19 protein-coding genes are annotated in these 21,473 nt (G+C 67.5%); 12 read left to right on the forward strand and 7 right to left on the reverse strand.

Features of this window, described 5'->3' with window-relative positions:
• The first annotated feature begins 5 nt into the window (after positions 1-5).
• Positions 6-326, forward strand: coding sequence for a DUF4936 family protein (locus tag ACI1V7_RS08305; protein WP_404531278.1), 321 nt, complete (start codon positions 6-8; stop codon positions 324-326).
• The gene (locus ACI1V7_RS08310; protein ID WP_404531279.1) at positions 317-1,075 is read left to right on the forward strand and encodes an NRDE family protein; all 759 of its coding nucleotides are present in this window, start codon (positions 317-319) and stop codon (positions 1,073-1,075) included. The genes ACI1V7_RS08305 and ACI1V7_RS08310 overlap by 10 nt, the downstream gene beginning before the upstream one ends.
• Before the next feature lie 144 nt (positions 1,076-1,219).
• Here ACI1V7_RS08310 and ACI1V7_RS08315 read toward each other — a convergent pair whose 3' ends face one another.
• Together ACI1V7_RS08315 and ACI1V7_RS08320 are read right to left on the reverse strand one after the other, a co-directional pair.
• Positions 1,220-2,107, reverse strand: a complete 888-nt coding sequence (locus tag ACI1V7_RS08315) for an SDR family NAD(P)-dependent oxidoreductase (RefSeq protein ID WP_404531280.1) — start codon at positions 2,105-2,107, stop codon at positions 1,220-1,222.
• 50 nt (positions 2,108-2,157) lie between these two features.
• Complete coding sequence (locus ACI1V7_RS08320) at positions 2,158-2,460, reverse strand: Dabb family protein (RefSeq protein WP_404531281.1); 303 nt, start codon at positions 2,458-2,460, stop codon at positions 2,158-2,160.
• Positions 2,461-2,713: 253 nt separating this feature from the next.
• Between ACI1V7_RS08320 and ACI1V7_RS08325 the strand changes: the two genes are divergently transcribed.
• Positions 2,714-3,775, forward strand: coding sequence for a site-specific integrase (locus ACI1V7_RS08325; protein WP_404531282.1), 1,062 nt, complete (start codon positions 2,714-2,716; stop codon positions 3,773-3,775).
• 153 nt (positions 3,776-3,928) lie between these two features.
• Positions 3,929-5,629 (forward strand): MFS transporter, encoded by a 1,701-nt coding sequence (locus tag ACI1V7_RS08330; RefSeq protein ID WP_404531284.1) that lies wholly within the window; start codon positions 3,929-3,931, stop codon positions 5,627-5,629.
• Positions 5,630-5,650: 21 nt separating this feature from the next.
• On the opposite strand, the gene ACI1V7_RS08335 is transcribed toward ACI1V7_RS08330, so the two are convergent.
• The 4 genes from ACI1V7_RS08335 to ACI1V7_RS08350 form a co-directional block, all read right to left on the reverse strand.
• Positions 5,651-6,913: an MFS transporter gene (locus ACI1V7_RS08335; RefSeq protein WP_404531285.1), complete on the reverse strand. Its 1,263-nt coding sequence runs from the start codon at positions 6,911-6,913 to the stop codon at positions 5,651-5,653.
• Positions 6,914-6,971: 58 nt separating this feature from the next.
• The gene (locus ACI1V7_RS08340; protein ID WP_404531286.1) at positions 6,972-9,563 is read right to left on the reverse strand and encodes a hypothetical protein; all 2,592 of its coding nucleotides are present in this window, start codon (positions 9,561-9,563) and stop codon (positions 6,972-6,974) included.
• A 163-nt stretch (positions 9,564-9,726) separates the two neighbouring features.
• Entirely contained in the window at positions 9,727-11,808 is a 2,082-nt protein-coding gene (locus ACI1V7_RS08345) for a 3-hydroxyacyl-CoA dehydrogenase NAD-binding domain-containing protein (RefSeq protein WP_404531287.1), read from the reverse strand.
• 149 nt (positions 11,809-11,957) lie between these two features.
• A complete protein-coding gene (locus tag ACI1V7_RS08350) occupies positions 11,958-13,646 on the reverse strand; it encodes a 3-(methylthio)propionyl-CoA ligase (RefSeq protein WP_404531288.1) in 1,689 nt (562 codons plus the stop codon).
• 207 nt (positions 13,647-13,853) lie between these two features.
• On the opposite strand from ACI1V7_RS08350, the gene ACI1V7_RS08355 reads away from it, so the two are divergent.
• From ACI1V7_RS08355 to ACI1V7_RS08390, 8 genes are all read left to right on the forward strand, one after another.
• Positions 13,854-15,332, forward strand: a complete 1,479-nt coding sequence (locus ACI1V7_RS08355) for a protein adenylyltransferase SelO (protein ID WP_425593026.1) — start codon at positions 13,854-13,856, stop codon at positions 15,330-15,332.
• 39 nt (positions 15,333-15,371) lie between these two features.
• The gene (msrB, locus tag ACI1V7_RS08360) at positions 15,372-15,767 is read left to right on the forward strand and encodes a peptide-methionine (R)-S-oxide reductase MsrB (RefSeq protein ID WP_404531289.1); all 396 of its coding nucleotides are present in this window, start codon (positions 15,372-15,374) and stop codon (positions 15,765-15,767) included.
• Positions 15,768-15,782: 15 nt separating this feature from the next.
• A complete protein-coding gene (locus ACI1V7_RS08365) occupies positions 15,783-16,418 on the forward strand; it encodes a septation protein A (protein ID WP_404531290.1) in 636 nt (211 codons plus the stop codon).
• Positions 16,415-16,690 (forward strand): BolA family protein, encoded by a 276-nt coding sequence (locus tag ACI1V7_RS08370; protein WP_404531291.1) that lies wholly within the window; start codon positions 16,415-16,417, stop codon positions 16,688-16,690. The genes ACI1V7_RS08365 and ACI1V7_RS08370 overlap by 4 nt, the downstream gene beginning before the upstream one ends.
• Positions 16,691-16,800: 110 nt before the next feature.
• On the forward strand, positions 16,801-17,580 hold the full coding sequence (locus tag ACI1V7_RS08375; protein ID WP_404531292.1) for a peptidylprolyl isomerase: 780 nt from the start codon (positions 16,801-16,803) through the stop codon (positions 17,578-17,580).
• 80 nt (positions 17,581-17,660) lie between these two features.
• Positions 17,661-18,440: a peptidylprolyl isomerase gene (locus ACI1V7_RS08380; RefSeq protein WP_404531293.1), complete on the forward strand. Its 780-nt coding sequence runs from the start codon at positions 17,661-17,663 to the stop codon at positions 18,438-18,440.
• 117 nt (positions 18,441-18,557) lie between these two features.
• On the forward strand, positions 18,558-19,853 hold the full coding sequence (locus tag ACI1V7_RS08385) for a putative glycoside hydrolase (protein ID WP_404531294.1): 1,296 nt from the start codon (positions 18,558-18,560) through the stop codon (positions 19,851-19,853).
• 89 nt (positions 19,854-19,942) lie between these two features.
• Positions 19,943-20,320 (forward strand): DUF1304 domain-containing protein, encoded by a 378-nt coding sequence (locus ACI1V7_RS08390; RefSeq protein WP_404531295.1) that lies wholly within the window; start codon positions 19,943-19,945, stop codon positions 20,318-20,320.
• Here the strand turns inward: ACI1V7_RS08390 and lpxD are convergent.
• Complete coding sequence (gene lpxD / locus ACI1V7_RS08395) at positions 20,295-21,344, reverse strand: UDP-3-O-(3-hydroxymyristoyl)glucosamine N-acyltransferase (RefSeq protein ID WP_404531564.1); 1,050 nt, start codon at positions 21,342-21,344, stop codon at positions 20,295-20,297. The genes ACI1V7_RS08390 and lpxD overlap by 26 nt on opposite strands.
• Between the last annotated feature and the right edge of the window lie 129 nt (positions 21,345-21,473).

Consider the following 21,473-nt stretch of genomic DNA (forward strand, 5'->3'; position numbering starts at 1 on the left):
GGGACATGATCGACCTGTACGTCTACTACAAGGTGCGCGACATCGACGCCGACGCGCTGGCCCCGCGCGTCATGGCACTGCAGCGGGCGCTGGCCCCGCGCCACGGCGTGGCGGCGCAGTTGAAGCGCCGCCCGGAAGCGCGCGACGGCCTGCAGACCTGGATGGAAGTGTATCCGTCGGTGGCGGACGATTTCGCCGCCGTGCTCGATGCCGCCGCACAGGAAGCGGGCCTCGATGCGTTCATCGCCGGCCCGCGCCGCGCCGAGATCTTCGTCGACCTGGCTCCGGAACCGGCGGCCAGCCTGGATGGCGCGCCATGTGCCTGATCGTCTTTGCCTGGCGCGTGATCCCGGGGCTGCCGCTGGTGGCCTGCGCCAACCGGGACGAATACTATGACCGCCCGGCCACCCCGGCCGGTGCGTGGCCGGATTACCCGAACATCGTCGCCGGCCGCGATCTGCAGGGCGGCGGCAGCTGGATGGGTGTGACGAAGGACGGCCCGCACGGACCGAAGTTCGCCGCGCTGACGAATATCCGCGCGCCGCACGACTTCCGCAGCGACGCGCCGACGCGCGGGGCCCTCGTGGCCGATTTCCTGAAGGGCGACCTCGATGCGCCGGCCTACCTGGAACGCATCGCGCCGCAGGCCGATGCCTACAACGGCTTCAACCTGATCCTGGGCGACCGCGACGGGATGTACTGGTTTTCGAACCGCGCCGGCGACGACGCGCGCAACGGCAAGCCGCTGGAGCCGGGCATCTACGGCGTGTCGAACGGCCTGCTCGATGCGCCGTGGCCGAAGGTGGTGCGCACCAAGGCGAGCTTCGCCAGCCTGCTGCTGCAGGGCGCGCCGGAAGACGCGTATTTCGAAATGCTGGCCGACACCACGCGCGCGCCGGACATGCGCCTGCCCCAGACGGGCGTGCCGATCGACCTGGAACGGCAGCTGTCCGCCGTCTGCATCGAGATCCCGGGCTACGGCACGCGCACGTCCACCGTCGTCAAGCTGTACGAGTCCGGCGAGCCGGAGCTGCACGAGCGCGTGCTCGAGCCTTGCCCGCAAACCGAGGTCTGAGACCCGGCCGCACACGTACGGTGGGCACGTGGTGCGGACCCTACCCGTCTTTCGTGCGAACACACCGTCGGAGCGCGGGCGCACGTGCCTGCCGGACTGGAGTTGTCGTAGGGTGGGCACCACGTGCCCACCGGCCCCGCCCGACTACCTCGACAAGTGCGCTCGGATGCGCGGCGCCAGGGCCAGCGGATCGGCGGGCGCACTGCCGCGCGCGAGGGCTGCGATCCGCTCGGCCATCGCCACCAGCGTCTGCGGGTCGGCGCACAGCAGGAATTCTCCCCGTGCCATGCCGTCGAATGCGTGCAGCGCGACGTCCTCCAGCGTTGCCGGCGCCGACGGCAGGGCCTCGTCGACGAGGCAGCGCACCGCTTGCCTCCCCGCTTCATCGAGCGTCTGCCCATGCGCCTCGCCGCGGTGGTGGTGCGCATGCGCCGGCCGCGCGGGCAGCGCCCGGGCGCACAGCAGCGACGCCGTCACGGGCGCATCGACGAGGCGCAGGTCGTGGTACAGCGTCTCGGACAGCGCCAGCAAGCCGTGCGCCGACACATTGTCCATGCCGAGCGCCGGCGCGCCCGCCAGGCCGTGCAGCGCCGCCGAGTTCACGATATGGCCGCGGTACGACGGATCGCGCGCGGCGCAGCCGAGCATCAGCGGCGCGAAGATGCGCACGCCGTTGATCGCGCCGCCCAGGTTCGCGCCGGCGCCCGCCTCCCAATCGGCTTCCGCGTATTCCCACACGAGACCGGGCGCGCCGCAGCTGCCCACATTGAACAGCACGTGCACGGCGTGGAAGCGGATCATGGCCGCATCCGCCAGTTCTTCCACGTGCGTGCACTTGCGGACGTCGCAGACGAGGGCCAGCACCTCGGCCCCGCCCGCCTGCAATTCCTCGCTCGCCATCTCGAGCGCATCCGAATCGAGGTCGGCCAGCACCAGCTTCATGCCCAGCGCCGCCGCCCGTTCCGCGATGGCCCGGCCCAGTCCCCCGGCCGCGCCCGTGACGACGGCGACACGTCCCGCGAATTCGTTCATTACCCACCTCCTCCACAGCCGCCGGCAGTCACCCGGCAAGCCGGTGCCCCTCAGACCACGTAATCCATGCACTGGCGCTCGGCGCGGATCGCGCCGATGAACGGCACGAGCGCCTTGTGCACCGGGTGCTGCGCATAGGCGTCGAGCGCCGCCTTGTCCTCGAATTCCGAATACAGCACGACGTCGTAGGTCGCCTCCAGGCCGGGCTGGGCGATCGTGACCTCGAAGGCGTGCATGCCGGGCACGATGTGCGCGCATTCGTCGAGCCTACGCTTCATCTCGACGGCATTCGCGGCACGGTCCGCCCCTTCGGCGTGGTCCTTCAGTTTCCACATGACGATGTGCTTGAGCATCGGTTCCTTCTCGCTGGATGTTTCAGACGTCCCTATTCTATAGAAGCAGCACGGTGGATGCGAATGCCTGTCGCGCCCTTCGCCCTGGCGGCTGGGGTTGGTGGTTTGATGCCCACAGTCGGTTAGTTGCAAATTTAATGGCCACGGAAGCACGTATCGCGCGCCGTTGACGTAACTTGTCGGTTAGTTGCAAGATAGGGGCAGCCCTCTTGCCCTCCCGTTCCTGCTTGCTCCTGCTTCTGCCCGCATCGCCATGACCACTACACCATCGCCCGCCGCCTGGGACGCCCGCCCGGCCGAGGAATTCGCCGCCTTCGTCGTCACGCCGGCCTTCGTCGAAACGTCGAGCCGCAACCGCGACACGGTCGCGACGCCGATCTCGCCAGAGTCGGCCGCCATCTACCGCTTCATGTTCGGCAAGTTCGCCGCCTGGATGCTGGAGCGCGGCCTGCGCATGTCCACCGTCTCCCCCGCCGACCTGCGCGAATTCGTCCTGCTGTCCGACCGCGGCAAGCGCGACCTGAACAGCAAGATCGCCTACCGCTACCTGCGCCTGCTGGAGCGCGTGTTCGAGTACCTGGGCCGCGCGCCGAATCCCGCCCGCCAGGCGATAGTCGCCTCGGACCGCGAGCTCACGCCCAAGGATGCGCCCATGACCGCGCTCGACACGGACCAGCTGCAGCGCTTCCTGGCCGCCCTGCCCGCCGTGCGCGAGGAAGAACGGCGCAGCGGGGCCGGCTGGAAACGCCGGCGCGACCGTGCGATGCAGGTGGTGATGGCCCTGTCCGGCCTGCGCGTGGCCGAGGCGATCGGCCTGCTGGTGGACGAGGTCGGGCGCCAGGCCGACGTCGACGGCGCCATCGAACTGTCGATCACGCCGGAAGCCAAGCACCCGACCAGCTACGAGCACACGGTGACGCTGCCGCGGGCCGGCGTGGCCGAACTGTTCGCCTGGCTGGACGAACGCGATGCGCTGGGCATTCCCGGCAACCTCGCGTTCCCCGCCAATATGGACGGCGAGCCGCTGCACAAGGCCACCGTCTACCGCCAGGTGCGCGCCACCTTCCAGCGCGCCGGCATCCCGGCAGCGCACGCGGGCGGGCGTACGCTGCGCAATACCTTCGCCTTCCAGCAATTACAACAGGGCACGCCGCAGGACGAGCTGACGACGGCGCTGGGCCTCGCGCTGGAACGCTCGACCGACGCCTACCGCCATGCGCGCGTGCGCAAGGAAGATGCGGCGGCGGACGCGATGCCGGACGACGACATTCCCGGGGAAAGCGGGCCCCCGCCCGCGCCGGTGCAAGGCGATTGATGCAGGCGGCATGGCCATGCATGTGACGGCAAGCCTGCCGTCAGTTTCCAGTAAGGTTGCAGCAAGAATCGCGTAAGTTTCACGGCGCAGAGTCGCCACATCGCTGGCGCAGATCGGCGATCGCGTATGCATCTACACTATACGGAGACTACAATGGCAATCACACCCGGCATGGCCGCCGGCGGCAAACCCTTGCCGTCGAGCGCAGGAATGACGAAGGAAGAACGCAAGGTTATCTTCGCATCGTCCCTCGGCACCGTTTTCGAATGGTATGACTTCTACCTGTACGGCTCGCTCGCGGCCGTCATCGCCAAGCAGTTCTTCGTCGGCGATCCGACCACCTCCTTCATCTTCGCCCTGCTCGCCTTTGCCGCCGGCTTCATCGTGCGGCCGTTCGGCGCGCTCGTGTTCGGCCGCCTGGGCGACATGATCGGCCGAAAATACACCTTCCTCGTGACGATCCTGATCATGGGCGGCTCGACCTTCGTCGTCGGCCTGCTGCCGAGCTACGCGTCGATCGGCATCGCTGCGCCGATCATCCTCGTCACGCTGCGCATCCTGCAGGGCCTGGCGCTCGGCGGCGAATACGGCGGCGCCGCCACCTACGTGGCCGAGCACGCGCCCGAGGGCCGGCGCGGCTTCTTCACGTCCTGGATCCAGACGACCGCCACGCTGGGCCTGTTCCTGTCGCTGCTCGTGATCCTGGGCGTGCGCAGTTCGATGGACACGGCGTCCTTCGAAGCCTGGGGCTGGCGCATCCCCTTCCTCGTCTCCGTGCTGCTGCTGGCGATCTCCGTCTGGATCCGGATGGCGATGAACGAATCGCCCGCCTTCGCCAGGATGAAGGCCGAGGGCAAGACCTCGAAGGCGCCGCTGTCGGAAGCCTTCCTGACCTGGAAGAACGCGCGGATCGCGCTGCTGGCGCTGATCGGCCTCGTGATGGGCCAGGCCGTGGTCTGGTACACGGGCCAGTTCTACGCGCTGTTCTTCCTCACGCAGACGCTCAAGATCGATGCGGCCACGGCCAACATCCTGCTCGCCATCGCGCTGGCGATCGCGACCCCGTTCTTCATCTTCTTCGGCGCGCTGTCCGACCGCATCGGGCGCAAGTACATCATCCTGGGCGGCTGCCTGATCGCCGCGCTGACCTACTTCCCCATCTTCAAGGGCCTGACGCACTACGGCAACCCGGCTCTGGAGGCGGCCATCAACAGCTCGCCCGTCGTCGTCGTCGCCGATCCGGAATCCTGCCACTTCCAGTTCAACGCCACCGGCACCAAGAAATTCCCCTCGTCCTGCGACATCGCCACGGGCCAGCTGACGGCCGCGTCGGTCAGCTACACGCGCCAGGACGCGCCCGCCGGCACCGTCGCCAGCATCAAGGTCGGCGACAAGGTCTACCCCTCGTTCAATGCCGTCATGACCCCGGACGGCCTGAACTTCGACCAGGCCAGCAAGGACCGCGAAGCGGCGCTCAAGAGCGACCTGGGCGCCGCGCTGAAGGCGGCGGGCTATCCGGCCAAGGCCGACCCGGCCGGCATCAACAAGCCGATGGTGGTGGCGCTGCTGTTCGTCCTCGTGCTGTACGTGACGATGGTCTACGGTCCCATTGCCGCCATGCTGGTCGAGATGTTCCCGACCCGCATCCGCTACACGTCGATGTCCCTGCCCTACCACATTGGCAACGGCTGGTTCGGCGGCCTGCTGCCGACCACCTCCTTCGCCCTGGTCGCGGCCAACGGCAACATCTACTACGGCCTGTGGTATCCGATCGTGATCGCGCTGGCCACCGTCGTCATCGGCACGCTGTTCGTGCGCGAGACGAAGGACAACAATATCTACGCGGCCGACTGACGGCCGCGTCGTATCCGTCGTTCACGTTTGGCCGCCGGCGACGGCGGCCTTTTCTTTGTCCTCGATCGCGCCCTGCCCCAGGGCCTGCATGCGCGTCGCCGCCCACGCCGTCAAGCCGGCGCCCACCACGAGCACGAGGCGCGTGTCGACCAGCGTCAGCACGGCGCCGGCCGCCGCCATCAGGATGTTCGCCAGGCAGAACGTGGTCGACAACAGGCCCATGACGGCGCCCTGGCCATGCCCGCCGAAGCGGTCCGCGGCCCAGGTCTGCACGGTGGCGTTGTAGAACGCGTGCGGGAGGCTGAACAGCATGATGCCGACGAGGCCGATCCACAGATTGCCCAGCCCCAACGAGCCCACCGCCAGCGCCACGGCGCAGGCGAGGTAAGCGGCGCGGCGCATCGGCTCCATGCTGCCGCGGCGCCCGGCGAACAGCGCCGCGCACGTCATCAGCCCGCACATGCCCACGTTGACGAGCGCGATGGCGCGCCGGTCGTAGTGGCCGATCTCGACCAGCCACAGCGGATAGAACTCGTAGAACGCCGTCACGCCGCAGGTATAGGCCAGCTGCACGCCGAACAGCATGCGCAGGCCCGGGTGGCGCAGCAAGTTGAACGCATGGCGTTCGCGCGCCACCTGCCACCAGGACGGGCCCGGCCTGCCGGGCACGCGTTCCAGCGCCACCCAGACCAGCGCGCCGCCCAGCAGCAGCGCGCCGGCGGCGATGTAGAACGGCACGGACACCCCGAAACCGTCCGTGAAGCCGCCCAGCAGTGGGCCCACGAGCCAGCCCAGGTGCAGCGCCCCGTTCAGCCACGACATGGCGTGATTCCGGATCGGCCCCTCGAGGCGTTCGGCCAGCATCGCGCGCACGATGGCGCTCTGGCCCTCGAGCAGGCCGGTGCCGAAGCGCGCCAGCAGGAACAGCGGATAGGAGCGGCTGGCCAGTGCCCATGCGGTGAGCACGTGGCCCAGCGCCGCGCCCAGCGTCGTCAACAGCAGCAGCGGACGGCGGCCGTAGCGGTCCGACATCGACCCCAACACGGCCGTCCCCAGCAGCAGGCCGACGGGATTGACCATCAGCGCGACGGCGAACAGCAGCTTGGGCGGCAAGCCCATGAAGTTGGTGAAGCCGTCCGCCGCCCCGTGCACGAACAGGGGCGGCAGGATCGGGTACGGCAGCGACGCGCCCGTCGTGGACAAGAGTCCGAGCAGGCAGGCGGTCGCGATCAGGATGGCGCTGTTGGCGCTGTTGGCGTTATTGGCGTTCTTTACGTTCTTCACGCCCACAGGCTAACACGAGCCCCGCCATGCCCGCATCAGGGCCATTGTCAGCCGTACATCAGGGCCAGACGGTATCCTGCCACGCCTGCCAGGCGGACAGGCGGGTCGGGTCGGCGCCGAGGCGGCGCGCGGCCCAGATGCCGTACTGCTCCACCTGCTCCGTACTGGTCTGGTACAGGGCATTCGACACGGGGAAGTGCGTGCCGTCCGCGAAGGTCCCGAGCGGCAAGCGGGCGCGGTCCAGGCAGAAGCGGAAGCCGGCGACGTTTTCCGCCTCGCCCAGCTCCGTATTGTCCGGATCGCAGCGGCGCCAGGCGCTGGCGGGCTGGCCCGCGTAGAGCGACAGGAACTGGTTGATCGCCCCGTTGACCACCTTCACGTGCAGGCCCGGCTGGACGTCGTTCAGGAACAGGAAGTGCGAGGGGTTGGTACCGTCGCGGCTGGCGTTATCGAGGAAGCCCGCCACCGCCAGGTGTTTCTCCGCCTGGCCCCGCCCGTAGCGGCCCGGGTTGTTGATGAGGCTCTGCTGGCTGGTCGGGTCGTACAGCGGGATGTCGTTGTTGACGTACTGGGCGCCCTTGATCCGGGCCTGCATCAGGCGCACGTAGTGGCTCGCCTGGGCGGCGCGGGCCGCGGGCGTGGCGTCGCCGACGCGCAGTCCGATGTAGTCGTCGAACGCGTACAGGTAGGGCCAGTCCATCGGATAATTGACCCAGCCGCTCTGCGCGCCCGGATTGACGGCCATCTGCAGCTGGTACCACTGGTTGCTGCGGTAGTACGACGCCGTGATGTTGTCGGCCTCCCACGCCGTGTACCACTCGCGGGTGATGCGGCCGGACGCGTCGCGGTCTTCCTGGTACACCATGTGCGGCGCCAGGAAGAACAGGCTCACCGTATTGAACGGCCAGCCGTGCGCCTCGCCCCTGCCGCGCCATTCGCCGCTGGAGCCGTCGCGTTCGCCCAGGAACCACTGCTGGTTACCTTCCAGCTTGTATTGCTGCGCCATCTCCCACTGCTTGACGGCGTTCCAGTGCAGCAGGCTGTCGACGGCGCGTTCGATGAAGGCGTTCGTCGTGAATGCGCCCTGCTTGCCGGCCTTAACGGTGGCGGACGACGCCAGCGACTGCAGGTGCGCGCCGCCCACCTGGGCGCCGGTGCGCTTGTCGCCGCCGATGTGGTTGCCGCGGCCGCCGCCGAGGAACCAGTAGCCGTCCCAGCCCGCCTGAGTGATCATGGCGTTGATCTGCTCGCGCAGCTCGGGCAGCAGGTGGCTCCAGTCGCCCGGGTTGGACGGATTGCGGCGCGCCTCGAACCATGCGCGCATCGCCAGGTAGCGGCCGTTCGGGTCCTTGCGGTCGCCGTCGAACGCGGCGCCGTTCTGGAAGCCGCTGCCGTCGGCCGCGGCCGGCCACACGTCGAGCGGATGGATCGAGGGCAGCCAGGCATTCCAGTCGGGGAACTGCAGCGGCACGGGCATCTCGCGCACGTTCATCGTGGCGTTCGGGTCCATCACCCGGTCGACGTCGGCCTGGGTGATCGCCTCCGTCGATGCCGGCGTCTTGCCGAACACCGCGTTCACGGCCTGCGCCGGCGTCTGCAGCACCGCCTGCAGCCCGGCGCCGCCGGCCCACGACGCGGGATCGGCGTCCAGTCCGGGGCCCGGCTGGTACGGGGGATTCCACGGCCGCGCATTGGCCGCGTACGGCATGGCCGCCAGCGAAGTGCGCACGAAGGCGGCGATCTGGCGCCCCTGGGTCGCGGACAGGCCGTGGAACTGGCTGCGCTGGACGATCGCGTTGTTCGAGTAATTAAAGTACTGGAGGTCGCGCGCATCCTCGGCATGGCAGGAGGCGCAGGCCGCGTTCAGCTTGCGCGTGACGATGCTCGACTTGGCGATCCGGCCCTGCGCGTACCACAGCGCCTTGCCGGCGGCGGCATCGGACTGCGCATACTGGCCGGCGTCGCGCTCCGTGCGCGGGTCGGCCTGCAGGTGCACCGTGTTGTCCACGCGCGCGGCGGCGGCGTCGCGCAGCTCGACGTCGAGCACGCGGAAGCCGTTCGACTCGCCATCGGTGCCGTTGAAGCGGAACTGCACGCGGTTGGCGCCGGCCACCAGGCGCGCGCGCGCGGCGGCATCCAGCGCGACGGTGATGCGCGTCGTGTACAGGCCGCCGTTGACGCCGCCGTGCACGCGCTCGTCGTCGGCCAGCGTGACGTTGGCGTCCGTGATGTCGATCCACGGCACCAGGGACGCGGCCAGCGTGCCGGCGCCGCCGAGGACGCGCACGCTCGCCTTGATCTTCGCGGGGGTGCGGGTGGTCGCCTCGAATTCCGGCGCGGCGTAGAAGCCGCAGCGGTGGCACTGGAAATACAGCTGGGCGGCCTTGCCTTGCTGGCCCGACGCCAGCGACAGCTGGGCCTCGGCGACGACGGGCTGGTCGGGCGAACCCTTGCCCAGCACTTCCAGCGGCAGCGTCAACGTGCCGGCGGCCGCGGCGCCCTGGGTGACCTTGGCCGCCGTCCTGGCCTCGGCGCCGGCCTGCGCCGGTCCTGCATCCTGCGTCCCCGAACCGCATGCGGCAAGCATGACGGCGCAGCCGAGGGCGATGGCGCGCGTTGCCGCGCGCCGCATCGTGATGTGAAGTGACATCGAGTCGAACTCCTTGGAATGTTGGATGGAGCGCGCCGCACCCTGCCTCAGGGCAACGAAACGCGCGTCGCCGATGCTAAAACAGGCGCGCCCGGGCTGCGCGCCGCACCGACAAAGCCATACAAATCACAGGAACTTGCTTACACCTCGATGTCGCGCGGCTTCAGAATCCCTTATCCTCGGACGCCAGGCGCACCAGCAGGGGCGCCGGCACCCACGCGTCGCCACGGTAGCCGCGGGCGAAGCGTTCGATCGCCGCGAGCACGGCCGGCAAGCCGACCGTCTCCGCGTAGAACATGGGACCGCCGCGGAACAGCGGGAAGCCATAGCCCGCCAGGTACACCATGTCGATGTCCGACGCGCGCTGGGCGATGCCCTCTTCCAGGATCTTCGCGCCCTCGTTCACGAGCGCGTAGACGAGGCGCTCGACGATCTCGCCATCGTCGATGCGGCGGCGCGCGATGCCGAGATCGGCCGAGTGGCGCACGACCATGTCCTCGACCACGGCGGAGGGTTGCGGCGTGCGCTCGCCCGCCGCATAGTCGTACCAGCCGGCGCCCGTCTTCTGGCCGAAGCGTCCTGCCTCGCACAACAGGTCGGCCGTTCCCGAGTACTGCAGGCCCGGGTCCTGGGCGCGCTTGCGCTTGCGGATCGCCCAGCCGATGTCGTTGCCGGCCAGGTCGGCCATGCGGAACGGGCCCATGGCAAAGCCGAAGCGCTCCATCGCGCCATCGACCTGGGCCGGTAGCGCGCCCTCGTCCAGCAGGAAGCCGGCCTGGCGCAGGTACTGCTCGACCATGCGGTTGCCGATGAAGCCGTCGCAGACGCCGGACACGACGCCCGTTTTCTTCAGGCGCTTCGCCAGCGCCAGCGCCGTGGCCAGCACGTCCTTGCCCGTGGCCGCGCCGCGCACGATTTCCAGCAGCTTCATCACGTTGGCGGGGCTGAAGAAGTGCAGCCCGACCACGTCCTGCGGCCGCGCGGTGAAGCCGGCGATGCGGTCCAGGTCCAGCGTGGACGTGTTCGACGCCAGGATCGCGCCCGGCTTCATCGCGGCATCGAGCCGGCGGAACACGTCTTCCTTGACGGCCAGGTCCTCGAACACGGCTTCGACGACGATGTCGGCCTGGGAAATATCCGCGATGTCCAGCGTACCCTGGACGAGGGCCAGGCGCTTCTCCAGCTGTTCGGGCGCGAGCTTGCCCTTCCTGGCCGTCGCTTCGTAATTGCGGCGGATCGCGGCCAGGCCCTTGTCCAGCGCCTCCTGCGACGTCTCGAGCACGGTGACGTGAATGCCCGCGTTGGCGAAGCTCATCGCGATGCCGCTGCCCATGGTGCCGGCGCCGACGACGGCGGCGCGCGCGATCGGGCGCACGGGCGTATCGGCCGGCACGTCGGCCACCTTCGAGGCGGCGCGTTCGGCGAAGAAAGCGTGGCGCAGCGCCTTCGACTCCGTCGTCGTGGTCAGGTGCAGGAACAGGTCGCGCTCGAACTTCAGGCCTTCCTCGAACGGCTTCTCGACGGCGGCGGCCACGGCCTCCACGCAGGCCGGCGGCGCCGGGAACGGCCCGGCCGCGGCCTTCACCTTCGCGCGCGCGGCGGCCAGGAAGGCATGCGGGTCCGGATGGTCGACGGCCAGGTCGCGCACCTTCGGCAGCGGGCGGCGCGCCGCGATGTCCTGCGCGAACGCGACGGCGCCCGCCACCAGGTCGCTGCCGGCCGGCAGCAGCGCGTCGAACAGCAGCGTGCCGGCCAGGGATTCGGACTTCGCCGGCGTGCCCGAGACGATCATCTCCAGCGCCTGTTCCAGCCCCAGCACGCGCGGCAGGCGCTGCGTGCCCCCGGCGCCCGGCAGCAGGCCCAGCTTGACTTCCGGCAGCGCGACCTGGGCGCCGGGCAGCGCCACGCGGTAGTGCGCGCCCAGCGCCAGCTCCAGGCCGCCGCCCATGCACACGGTGTGGATCGCGGCCACGACGGGCTTGGGCGAGTCCTCCACCGTGCGGATCAAGGTGTGCAGTGTCGGTTCCGTCAGCGCCTTGGGCGAATTGAATTCGCGGATGTCGGCGCCGCCGGAAAACGCCTTGCCGGCGCCCGTGACGACGATCGCCCGGACAGCCGGATCGGCGGCGGCGCGCTGCAGGCCGTCGACGGCGGCCGTGCGCGTGGCCAGGCCGAGGCCGTTGACGGGCGGGTTGTTCAGCGTGATGACGGCGACACCGTCCTGGACGTGATAATCGGCGCTCATGGTCTCCTCTTGTCGGTATCGTGAAAGGCGCCAGCCACTATAACCGAAGAAGCGAACGGTCGTGTTATTCGGGAATGGTGGGCACGTGGTGCCCACCCTACGGCAAGATCCGTTCGTAGGGTGGGCACCACGTGCCCACCGACCGCCACCTACGTTCCGGGCAGCCGGTGTTCCCGATACGCGTCCCGCAAGCGGTTCTTCTGCACCTTGCCCGTCGCCCCCACCGGCAGCGCCTCCACGAAGACGACGTCGTCCGGCATCCAGAAGCGGGCCACCTTGCCCACGAAGAAACCGAGCAGCTCGTCGCGCCCCACGTCCATGCCCGGACGGCGCACCACCAGCAGCAACGGCCGCTCGTCCCACTTCGGATGGGCGACGCCGATGCAGGCCGCCTGCAGCACTGCCGGATGGGCCATCGCGATGTTTTCCAGGTCGATCGACCCGATCCACTCGCCGCCCGACTTGATCACGTCCTTGCTGCGGTCCGTCACCTGCATGAAGCCGTCCGCGTCGATGGTCGCCATGTCGCCCGTCGGGAACCAGCCGTCCTGCAGGATATCTCCGCCCTCGTCGCCGAAGTAGCGTGCGGCGATCCACGGTCCCTTCACCAGCAGGTGGCCCGACGTGGCGCCATCCCACGGCAGCTCGGCGCCCGCGTCGTCGACGATCTTCATGTCCACGCCATAGATCGCGTGGCCCTGCTTGCGCAGGATGGCGCGCTGTTCTTCCCGCGGCTGCGCGCGGTGCTTCGCGAGCAGGCCGCCCGTCGTACCGAGCGGCGACATCTCCGTCATGCCCCAGCCGTGGATCACCTGCACGCCGAGGCGGTCGATGAGCGTGTCCATCAGCGCGGGCGGACAGGCCGAGCCGCCGATGACGGTACGGCGGAACGTGGAGAACGCGAGTCCGTTCTCCAGCACGTAATTGACGAGGCCCAGCCAGACGGTGGGCACGCCGGCCGAGAACGTCACGCCCTCGGCTTCGAACAGCGCATACAGCGACTGGCCGTCCAGCGCGGCGCCGGGAAACACGAGCTTGGCGCCCGACAGCAGCGTCGAATACGGCAGGCCCCAGGCATTCACATGGAACATGGGGACGACGGGCAGCACCGTATCGGCGGCGGCGACGTTCAACACGTTGGGCAGCGCCGAGGCGTAGGCATGCAGCACCGTCGAACGGTGCGAATACAGCACGCCCTTGGGGTTGCCCGTCGTGCCGGACGTGTAGCACAGCGACGCGGCCGCGTTCTCGTCCAGCGCGGGCCAGTCGTGGTCGCCCGTCGCACCGGCCAGCAGGTCTTCGTAGCACAGCAGGTTCGGGATCGCGCTGCCGTCCGGCATGTGGGCGCGGTCGCTCATCAGCACGAAGGCGCGCACCGTGGCGCAGTGCGGCGCGATCGCCTCGACGAGCGGCAGGAAGGTCAGGTCGAAGAACAGCAGCTGGTCTTGCGCATGGTTGACGATATAGGCGATCTGCTCCGGATGCAGGCGCGGATTGATCGTGTGCAGGACGGCGCCGGAACCGGATACGCCGTAGTACAGTTCCAGGTGGCGGTAGCCGTTCCAGGCCAGCGTGCCGACCCGCTCGCCCATCGCGACGCCGCGGTCGTGCAGGGCCCGCGCCAGACGCCGGGCCCGGCGCTCGCAGTCGCGGTAGGTGTAACGATGCAGTTCGCGCTGCAGGTCGGGCTCCACGGGCCGCGACACGATCTCGCTGGCCGCGTAATGGCGGGCGGCGAATTGCAGGATGCTGGAGATGGTCAAGGCCTGATGCATCATCTGGCCCATCAGCGGCCCGGTCGGCGGGTCCATCGGCGGGGCGTGGCGGGTCTGTTCCATCGTTTCTCCTGGCGGCGGCGACATCGGCGCAGTGTCGAGCGCGCCGGACGGCGGCGTCAACGGTTTTCCATGTTGCGGCGCAGCACCGCTCGATGCGGAAAAGTTACCGAATGTAACGCGATTGGCCTGCACGCGGGGCGCCCCATAGAATCCGCGCGTCTGCGGTAGAATCCGGACAATCTTTCATTCACCCGCACTGGAGCCGCCATCCGCGCCGACGACCTGCCCATCGACAATTCCTTCGCCGAATTGCCACCCGCGTTCTACACGCATCTCCGCCCCACGCCGTTGCCCGCCCCCTATTTCGTCGCGGCCAGCCCGAAGGCGGCGGCCCTGCTCGGCCTGGATCCGGCGGACCTGGCGCATGAGGATTTCGTGGCAGCGTTCACGGGCAACCGCGTGCCGCCGCGGGCCAAGCCGCTGTCCGCCGTCTATTCGGGCCACCAGTTCGGCCACTGGGCGGGCCAGCTCGGCGACGGCCGCGCGATCCTGCTGGGCGAGATCGCCACGGCCGACGGCCCCATCGAGCTGCAGCTGAAAGGCGCCGGCATGACGCCGTATTCGCGCATGGGCGACGGCCGCGCCGTGCTGCGCTCGTCGATCCGCGAATTCCTGTGCTCGGAAGCGATGGCGGCCCTCGGCATACCGACGACGCGCGCGCTGATGGTCACGGGGTCGCACCGGCAGGTGGTGCGCGAATCGATCGAGACGGCCGCCGTCGTGACGCGCATGGCGCCCAGCTTCGTGCGCTTCGGCTCGTTCGAGCACTGGCACTACCGCAACAAGCACGAGGAATTGAAGATCCTCGCCGACTACGTCATCCGCAACTTCTATCCGCAGCTGGAAGGCGAGGCGAACCCCTATCTGGCCCTGCTGTCCGAAGTCACCGTGCGCACGGCGCACATGATCGCGCAGTGGCAGGCCGTCGGCTTCATGCACGGCGTCATGAATACCGACAATATGTCGATCCTGGGCCTGACGCTGGACTACGGCCCGTTCGGCTTCATGGAAGCGTTCGACGTCGACCACATCTGCAACCACACGGACCAGGGCGGCCGCTATTCGTACGCGAACCAGGTGCCCGTCGGCCACTGGAACTGCTACGCGCTGGCGAATGCCCTGCTGCCGCTGATCCGGGACAACGATGCGGCCCAGGCCGCGCTCGATGTCTACGTCGATGCCTACGGCGACCGCTTCGACGCGCTGCTGCATGCCAAGCTGGGCCTGGCCACGGCGCAGGACGACGACCGTGCGCTGTTCGACGACATGTTCAAGCTGATGCAGGAGAACCACGTCGATTTCACGCTGTTCTTCCGCAGCCTGGGCGAATTGCGCGTCGACGTCCTGCCGGACGCCGGGCCTGAGGCCGATGCCCTCTTGCGCGATTTGTTCATCGACCGTCCGTCCTTCGACGCCTGGGCCGTGCGCTACCGCGAACGCCTGCGCCGGGAAGGCAGCCAGGACGAAGCGCGGCGGATTGCAATGCACGGAGTCAACCCCAAATACGTGTTACGCAACTACCTGGCCCAGGTCGCCATCGACAAGGCGCAAGCCGGCGACTACGGCGAGGTGGACCGCCTGCGCGCCGTGCTCGACCGCCCGTTCGACGAACAGCCGGAGAACGCAGCCTACGCGGCGCTGCCGCCGGACTGGGCATCCCACCTCGAGGTGAGTTGCTCTTCCTGATCAACCAATGGATGAACAAAGAAAGGGACAAGAGACACCATGACCGACAAAGTCACCAAGACCGATGCCGAATGGCGCAGCCAGCTCGACCCGATGGAGTACCAGGTCACCCGCCACGCCGCCACCGAGCGCGCGTTCACCGGTAAATACTGGGACCATCACGAGCACGGCATCTACCACTGCGTCTGCTGCAATACCCCGCTGTTCGAGTCCGATGCAAAATTCGAGTCCGGCTGCGGCTGGCCCAGCTATTTCCGCGCCCTCGACCTGGCCAATGTCATCGAGAAGGAAGACCGCAGCCACGGCATGGTGCGCACGGAAATCATCTGCGCCGTCTGCGACGCCCACCTCGGCCACGTGTTCCCGGACGGCCCGCCGCCGACCGGCATGCGCTATTGCATCAACTCGGCCGCGCTGCGCTTCGAGCCCGTCTAACTCATTGATTCGCCCATGAAATTTCTCTTCGACCTGTTCCCGGTCATCCTGTTCTTCGTCACCTACAAGGTGGCCAAGCTGAACCCGGATTCGGCGCAAGCGCTGAGCCAGCAATACCTCGGCGCCCTCATTTCCGGCGGCACGATCGACGCGAAGCAGGCGCCGATCATCCTGGCGACGGCCATCGCCATCGTCGCCACCGTGCTGCAGATCGTGTATCTGCTGGCGCGCCGCCGCAAGGTCGACGGGATGCTGTGGCTCTCGCTGGGCATCATCAGCGTCATGGGCGGACTCACGATTTATTTCCACGACCCGGACTTCATCAAGTGGAAGCCGACCCTGCTGTACTGGGCGTTCGCCCTGGCCCTGCTCGTCGGCCAGCTGGGCTTCAAGACCAACCTGATCCGCAAGGTGATGGAGCAGCAGATCAAGCTGCCGGAGCCCGTCTGGAGCCGGGTCGGCTACGCCTGGGCCCTGTTCTTCGTGCTGCAAGGCGCGTTGAACGTGCTGATGGCCTTCGTCGTCTTCAAGAACAACGAGGACGCGTGGGTCAACTTCAAGCTGTTCGGCGCGACGGGCTTGTTCTTCGCCTTCATCGTCATCCAGACCATGATGATCTCCAAATACATCCAGGAACCGGAGGACGCATGAACGACCGCGTAGAACGCATCCGCGCCGCCCTGCAGGAGGCGCTGGCGCCCACCCTGCTCGAAGTCGGCGACGACTCCCACCTGCACGCCGGCCATCCCGGCGCGGCTTCCGGCGGCGGTCACTACAGTGTGAAAATCGTCTCCGAACGGTTCGAGGGCTTGAGGCTCGTCATGCGTCATCGGCTGGTGTATGATGCCGTGCGAGCCATGATGCATACTGAGATCCACGCCCTGGCGATCACCGCCATCGCGCCCTCGGAAGCATCGGTTTGATGGCTTTCAGCAAGTCTTAAGCTATCCACTCGAAAATCGGTCCAAAATCGCTGCGCAATACAAGAATTAATCCAATCTTCGTCCAAGCAACCCCCCTCACAGGAACTAAAATGACTTTCAAGCCAGCTCGGCTGCTGTTAGCCCTGATCGCTATCGCCGCAACTCCCGCATTCGCACAGAACCTCGCCGTCGTGAACGGCAAGGGCATTCCGTCGTCGCGCGCCGACGCCATCGTCAAGCAGGTCGTGGCCCAGGGCCAGGGCACCGACAGCCCGCAGCTGCGCGACGCCATCAAGAAAGACCTGATCGCCCGTGAGGTGATGGTGCAGGAAGCCATCAAGCAAGGCTACGACAAGAAGGACGACGTCAAGTCCGCGCTGGAAAACGCCCGCCAGACCATCGTCATCAATGCGCTGGCCAAGGACTACATCACCAAGCACCCGGTGACCGACGCCGAGATCAAGGCCGAATACGACCGCTTCACGAAGCAGACGGGCGACAAGGAATATCACGTGCGCCACATCCTCGTGGAAAACGAAGCGGACGCCAACGCCATCATCGCCAAGCTGAAGGGCGGCGCCAAGTTCGAAGACCTGGCCAAGCAATCGAAGGACACGGGCACCGCCAACAATGGCGGCGACCTCGACTGGGCTACCCCGTCCTCGTTCCCGCCGGAGTTCGCAGCCGGCTTCACCAGCCTGCAAAAAGGCCAGGTCACCGAGAAGCCCGTCAAGACGCAAGTCGGCTACCACGTGATCAAGCTGGACGACGTCCGCGCGGCGAAACTGCCGACCCTGGATGAGGTCAAACCGCAGATTTCGGACGCGCTCTCGCAGCAGAAACTGGCTGCGTACCAGGAAGAAATGGTGAAAAAAGCAAAGGTGCAGTAATATGCACCATCACCGGCGGTGACGAACCGCCGGTTTTCGTCGCTATGGCGACTTTTCGTGTTTTAGATAGGATCGAATAAATGATTGTGAAGCCCGCCCGCCTGTTGTTAGCCATGACTGCGATGGTAGCCCTGCCGTCGTTCGCCCAGAACGTTGCGACCGTCAATGGCAAGCCCATCCCCGCGGCCAAGGTTGACCAAGTGGTCAAGCAGGTCGTTGCGCAGGGCAAGGCAACCGATTCGCCGCAACTGCGCGATGCGATCAAGAAAGACCTGATCGGCCGCGAAGTCCTGATCCAGGAAGCCGACAAGCAAGGCGTCGGCGCCCGCCCGGAAGTCAAGAACGCCATCGACAATGCCCGCCAGAGCATCATCATCAACGCGATGCTGGCCGACTACGTGAAGAAGAACCCCGTCAAGGACGCCGACATCAAGGCCGAGTACGACAAGTTCAAGGCACAGATGGGCGACAAGGAATACCACGCACGCCACATCCTGGTCGGCACCGAAGACGAAGCCAAGCAGATCATCACCAAGCTGAAGGGCGGCGCCAAGTTCGAAGACCTGGCCAAGCAATCGAAAGACCCCGGCTCGGCCGGCAACGGCGGCGACCTGGACTGGGCAAGCCCGGCTTCCTTCGTGCCTGAGTTCTCGAAGGCCATGACCTCGCTGCAAAAAGGCCAGATCACCGAAACCCCGGTCAAGACCCAGTTCGGATACCACGTGATCAAGCTGGAAGACGTGCGCGCCGCGAAGATCCCGCCGCTGGACGAAGTCAAGCAGCAGATCGCAGAATCGCTGCAACAGCGCAAGCTGGCCGCGTTCCGCGAAGACCTGATGAAGAAAGCCAAGATCCAGTAAACTGGCTCGGCAGGACAAAAGCGCTCCGCTCGGGGCGCTTTTTTTTGGCCCCGCTTTCTCAGTCCGCGCTGTTGCCATCATCTATTAGTTCGGCCAAACAACAATCATAAAGGAGACATGATGAACATCCGCCACCCTTCCCTCGCCCTCGCCTGCCTGTTCCTCGCCGGCAGCGCCGCCGCGGCACCAGCCTTGCCCCTCTACGTCGGCAAGCCCGTCGCCGGCGCCCGCGTGCTGTACGGCGACTTCGACGTGCAGAACACGCTCGACGGCGCACGCGGCCGCATGGACAACGACCCGAAGCTGCCGCATGCCGTCGTGGAAGCCGCGCGGACGGACAAGGATGCGCAAGGCGACGCGCTGCGCCTGACCTGGAAGGATGCCTGGTTCTCCACCGTGCGCATCGAGAGCGCGCCGCTGGATCTGCGCCCCTACCTAGCGCGCGGCACCGTCTCGTTCGACCTGAAGGTCAACGAGATGAGCAAGGGCGGCCTTGCCTTCCGCATCGACTGCGGCGTCGAGTGCCAGCGCAGGGTGCCCTACGTGCTCCCGGCGCGGGCCGACCAGGGCAAGGGCTGGAAGCACCTGAGTTATGCCATGTCCTGCTTCGCCCACGACGGCGACGATTTCAGCGCCGTCCGGAAACCGTTCGCCCTGGACGGCACGGGTGCCGGCGACGCCGAGATCGCCAACATCCGCTTCGACGCCGCCGGCACGCCGAACGCCGCCTGCGCCGACTACCGCACCGTCTCGGTCACGCCGGAGCCGCTGAACGAATCCTGGTCGCTCGACTGGTGGATGCCGCGCCACGAGGAAAAGCTGGCCGAGATCGCGCGCCGCAAGGCGGCCGGCGAAAAGACGGACCTCGTCTTCATCGGCGACTCGATCACGCACCACTGGGAAAAGGAGCAGCCCGCGCTGTGGCAGCAGTTCTACGGCAAGTACAACCCACTGAACCTGGGCTATGGCGGCGACCGCACGGAGAACATCCTCTGGCGCCTGCAGCACGGGGAGATCGACGGCATCGATCCGAAGGTCGTCGTCATGATGTTCGGCACCAATAACACGGGCCTGCGCCAGGATGCGGCCGACATCACGTTCAAGGGCATCCAGCGCGACGTCGCCGAAGTCCGCCAGCGCCTGCCGAAGGCCAAGATCCTGCTGCTGGCGATCTTCCCGCGCGGCGAGGGCCCGGGCGACGACAACCGCTGCATCAACGAACGGATCAATCCTAAACTGCCGGCGCTGGCCGACAACCGCCACGTGTTCTTCCTGAACATCAACGGGGCCTTCCTGGGCGCGGACGGCAGCCTGTCGAAGGACATCATGCCGGATCTGCTGCATCCGAATGCGAACGGCTACCGGATCTGGCAGCGGGAGATGCAGCCGACGCTGGACAGGCTGATGCGCTGAGCGCCGCTTCGTAGGGTCGCCGGCAGGCGGCCCTGGCGTCCCCCCGCACGGATGCGCTACATTATGGGCAATTTCCCAAGGGACATTTCATGCTCATCGTTGCGACCATCCTCATCGCCGTCGTCTGCCTTATCCACGTCTATATCTTCCTGCTGGAGACCGTACTGTTCCGCGGCCGAGGCCGCAGGGTCTTCGGCATCAAGCAAGACGAGGTCGAGCGGCTTGCACCGCTGATGTCGAACCAGGGCTGCTACAACGGCTTTCTCGCTGCCGCACTGGCGCTGGGACTCGTGCATCCGGATCCCATGATCGGCCGCGCCTTCGCCGTGTTCGGCCTCGTCTGCGTGGCCATCGCCGGCATCTGGGGTGGCGTCACCGTGCAGCGACGCATACTTCTCGTGCAGACCCTGCCCGCGCTTCTCGCACTCGCCGCCCTCCTTCTCACACCGTCAGCCCCAGCGCCTTGACGGCCTTCTCGAGCACCCGTATCCGTTCGCGCAGCGCCGTCAGGTTGCGCAGCAAAACCGCATTACGTTCCCACTCCGCATTCCTCGAGACCGGATAGAAGCCCGTATAACGCCCCGGCTCCAGCAGCGAATTCGGCACCAGCGTCCCGGCGGTGACGTGGACATGATCGACGATCTCGATATGCCCGTTGATCATCGCCGCACCGCCGAAGGTGCAATGGCTGCCGATCTGCGCGCTGCCCGCCACGCCTGTGCAGCCCGCCATGGCCGTATGGGCGCCGATCCGGCAGTTGTGGCCGATCTGGATCAGGTTGTCGAGTTTCACCCCGTCGCCGATGACGGTATCGTCCAGCGCGCCGCGGTCGACCGTCGTGTTCGAACCGATGTCGACGTCGTCGCCCAGCACCACCCTGCCGACCTGGGGCACCTTGATATAGCGCCCGTCTTCGTGCGCGAAGCCGAAGCCGTCGCCGCCGATCACGGCGCCGGAGTGCACGATGCCGCGCTTGCCGATGATGCAGCGGGCGTGGAAGGTGACGTTGGCGAAGAAATGCGTGTCCTCGCCAATGACGGCATCGCGGCCGATGAAGCAGCCCGCGTCGATGATGGCGCCGGCCACGACCACCGCGCCTTCTTCGACGGTCACGAGGGGCCCGATGTGCGCCGCCGGATCGATCCGGGCGCGCGCATCCACGGAGGCCGCTGGATGGATGCCAGGTGCCTGCGGCGGCGTTTCGCGGACGACGAGGTAGTGCGCGGCGCGCGCGAAATAGGCGTGCGGGTTGGCCGTCACGATGCGTGCCCCGCGGTAGTCGGCCCCCACGACGGCATCGTCCAGCGGCGACAGGATGAGCGCGCCGGCCCCGCTTGCGGCGGCGGCGACGCGCAGCGTGGGGTTGGAGAGGAAGCTGAGGTCCGTCGCACCGGCCCGTTCCAGCGACGCCACAGCCGACACTACCGCCCGCGGATCGCCGACCAGCGACCCGCCCAGACTTTCGATCAATTCTTCCAGCCGCACGCACATGGTCTCCTCCCGGCGCGGATCGGCCGGCTCACGTACCGGCCCATGTTCCGCACGGGGTTGGACCAAGGACGCCCTCGCCCGGTTCTGCGGCGCGGCGTCGTGCCGGGCATCGTCTGCGCCCGGTCAATC

It is taken from the genome of Massilia paldalensis, from assembly GCF_044901715.1.
In the GTDB taxonomy this organism is placed as follows: Bacteria; Pseudomonadota; Gammaproteobacteria; order Burkholderiales; family Burkholderiaceae_D; genus Telluria; species Telluria paldalensis.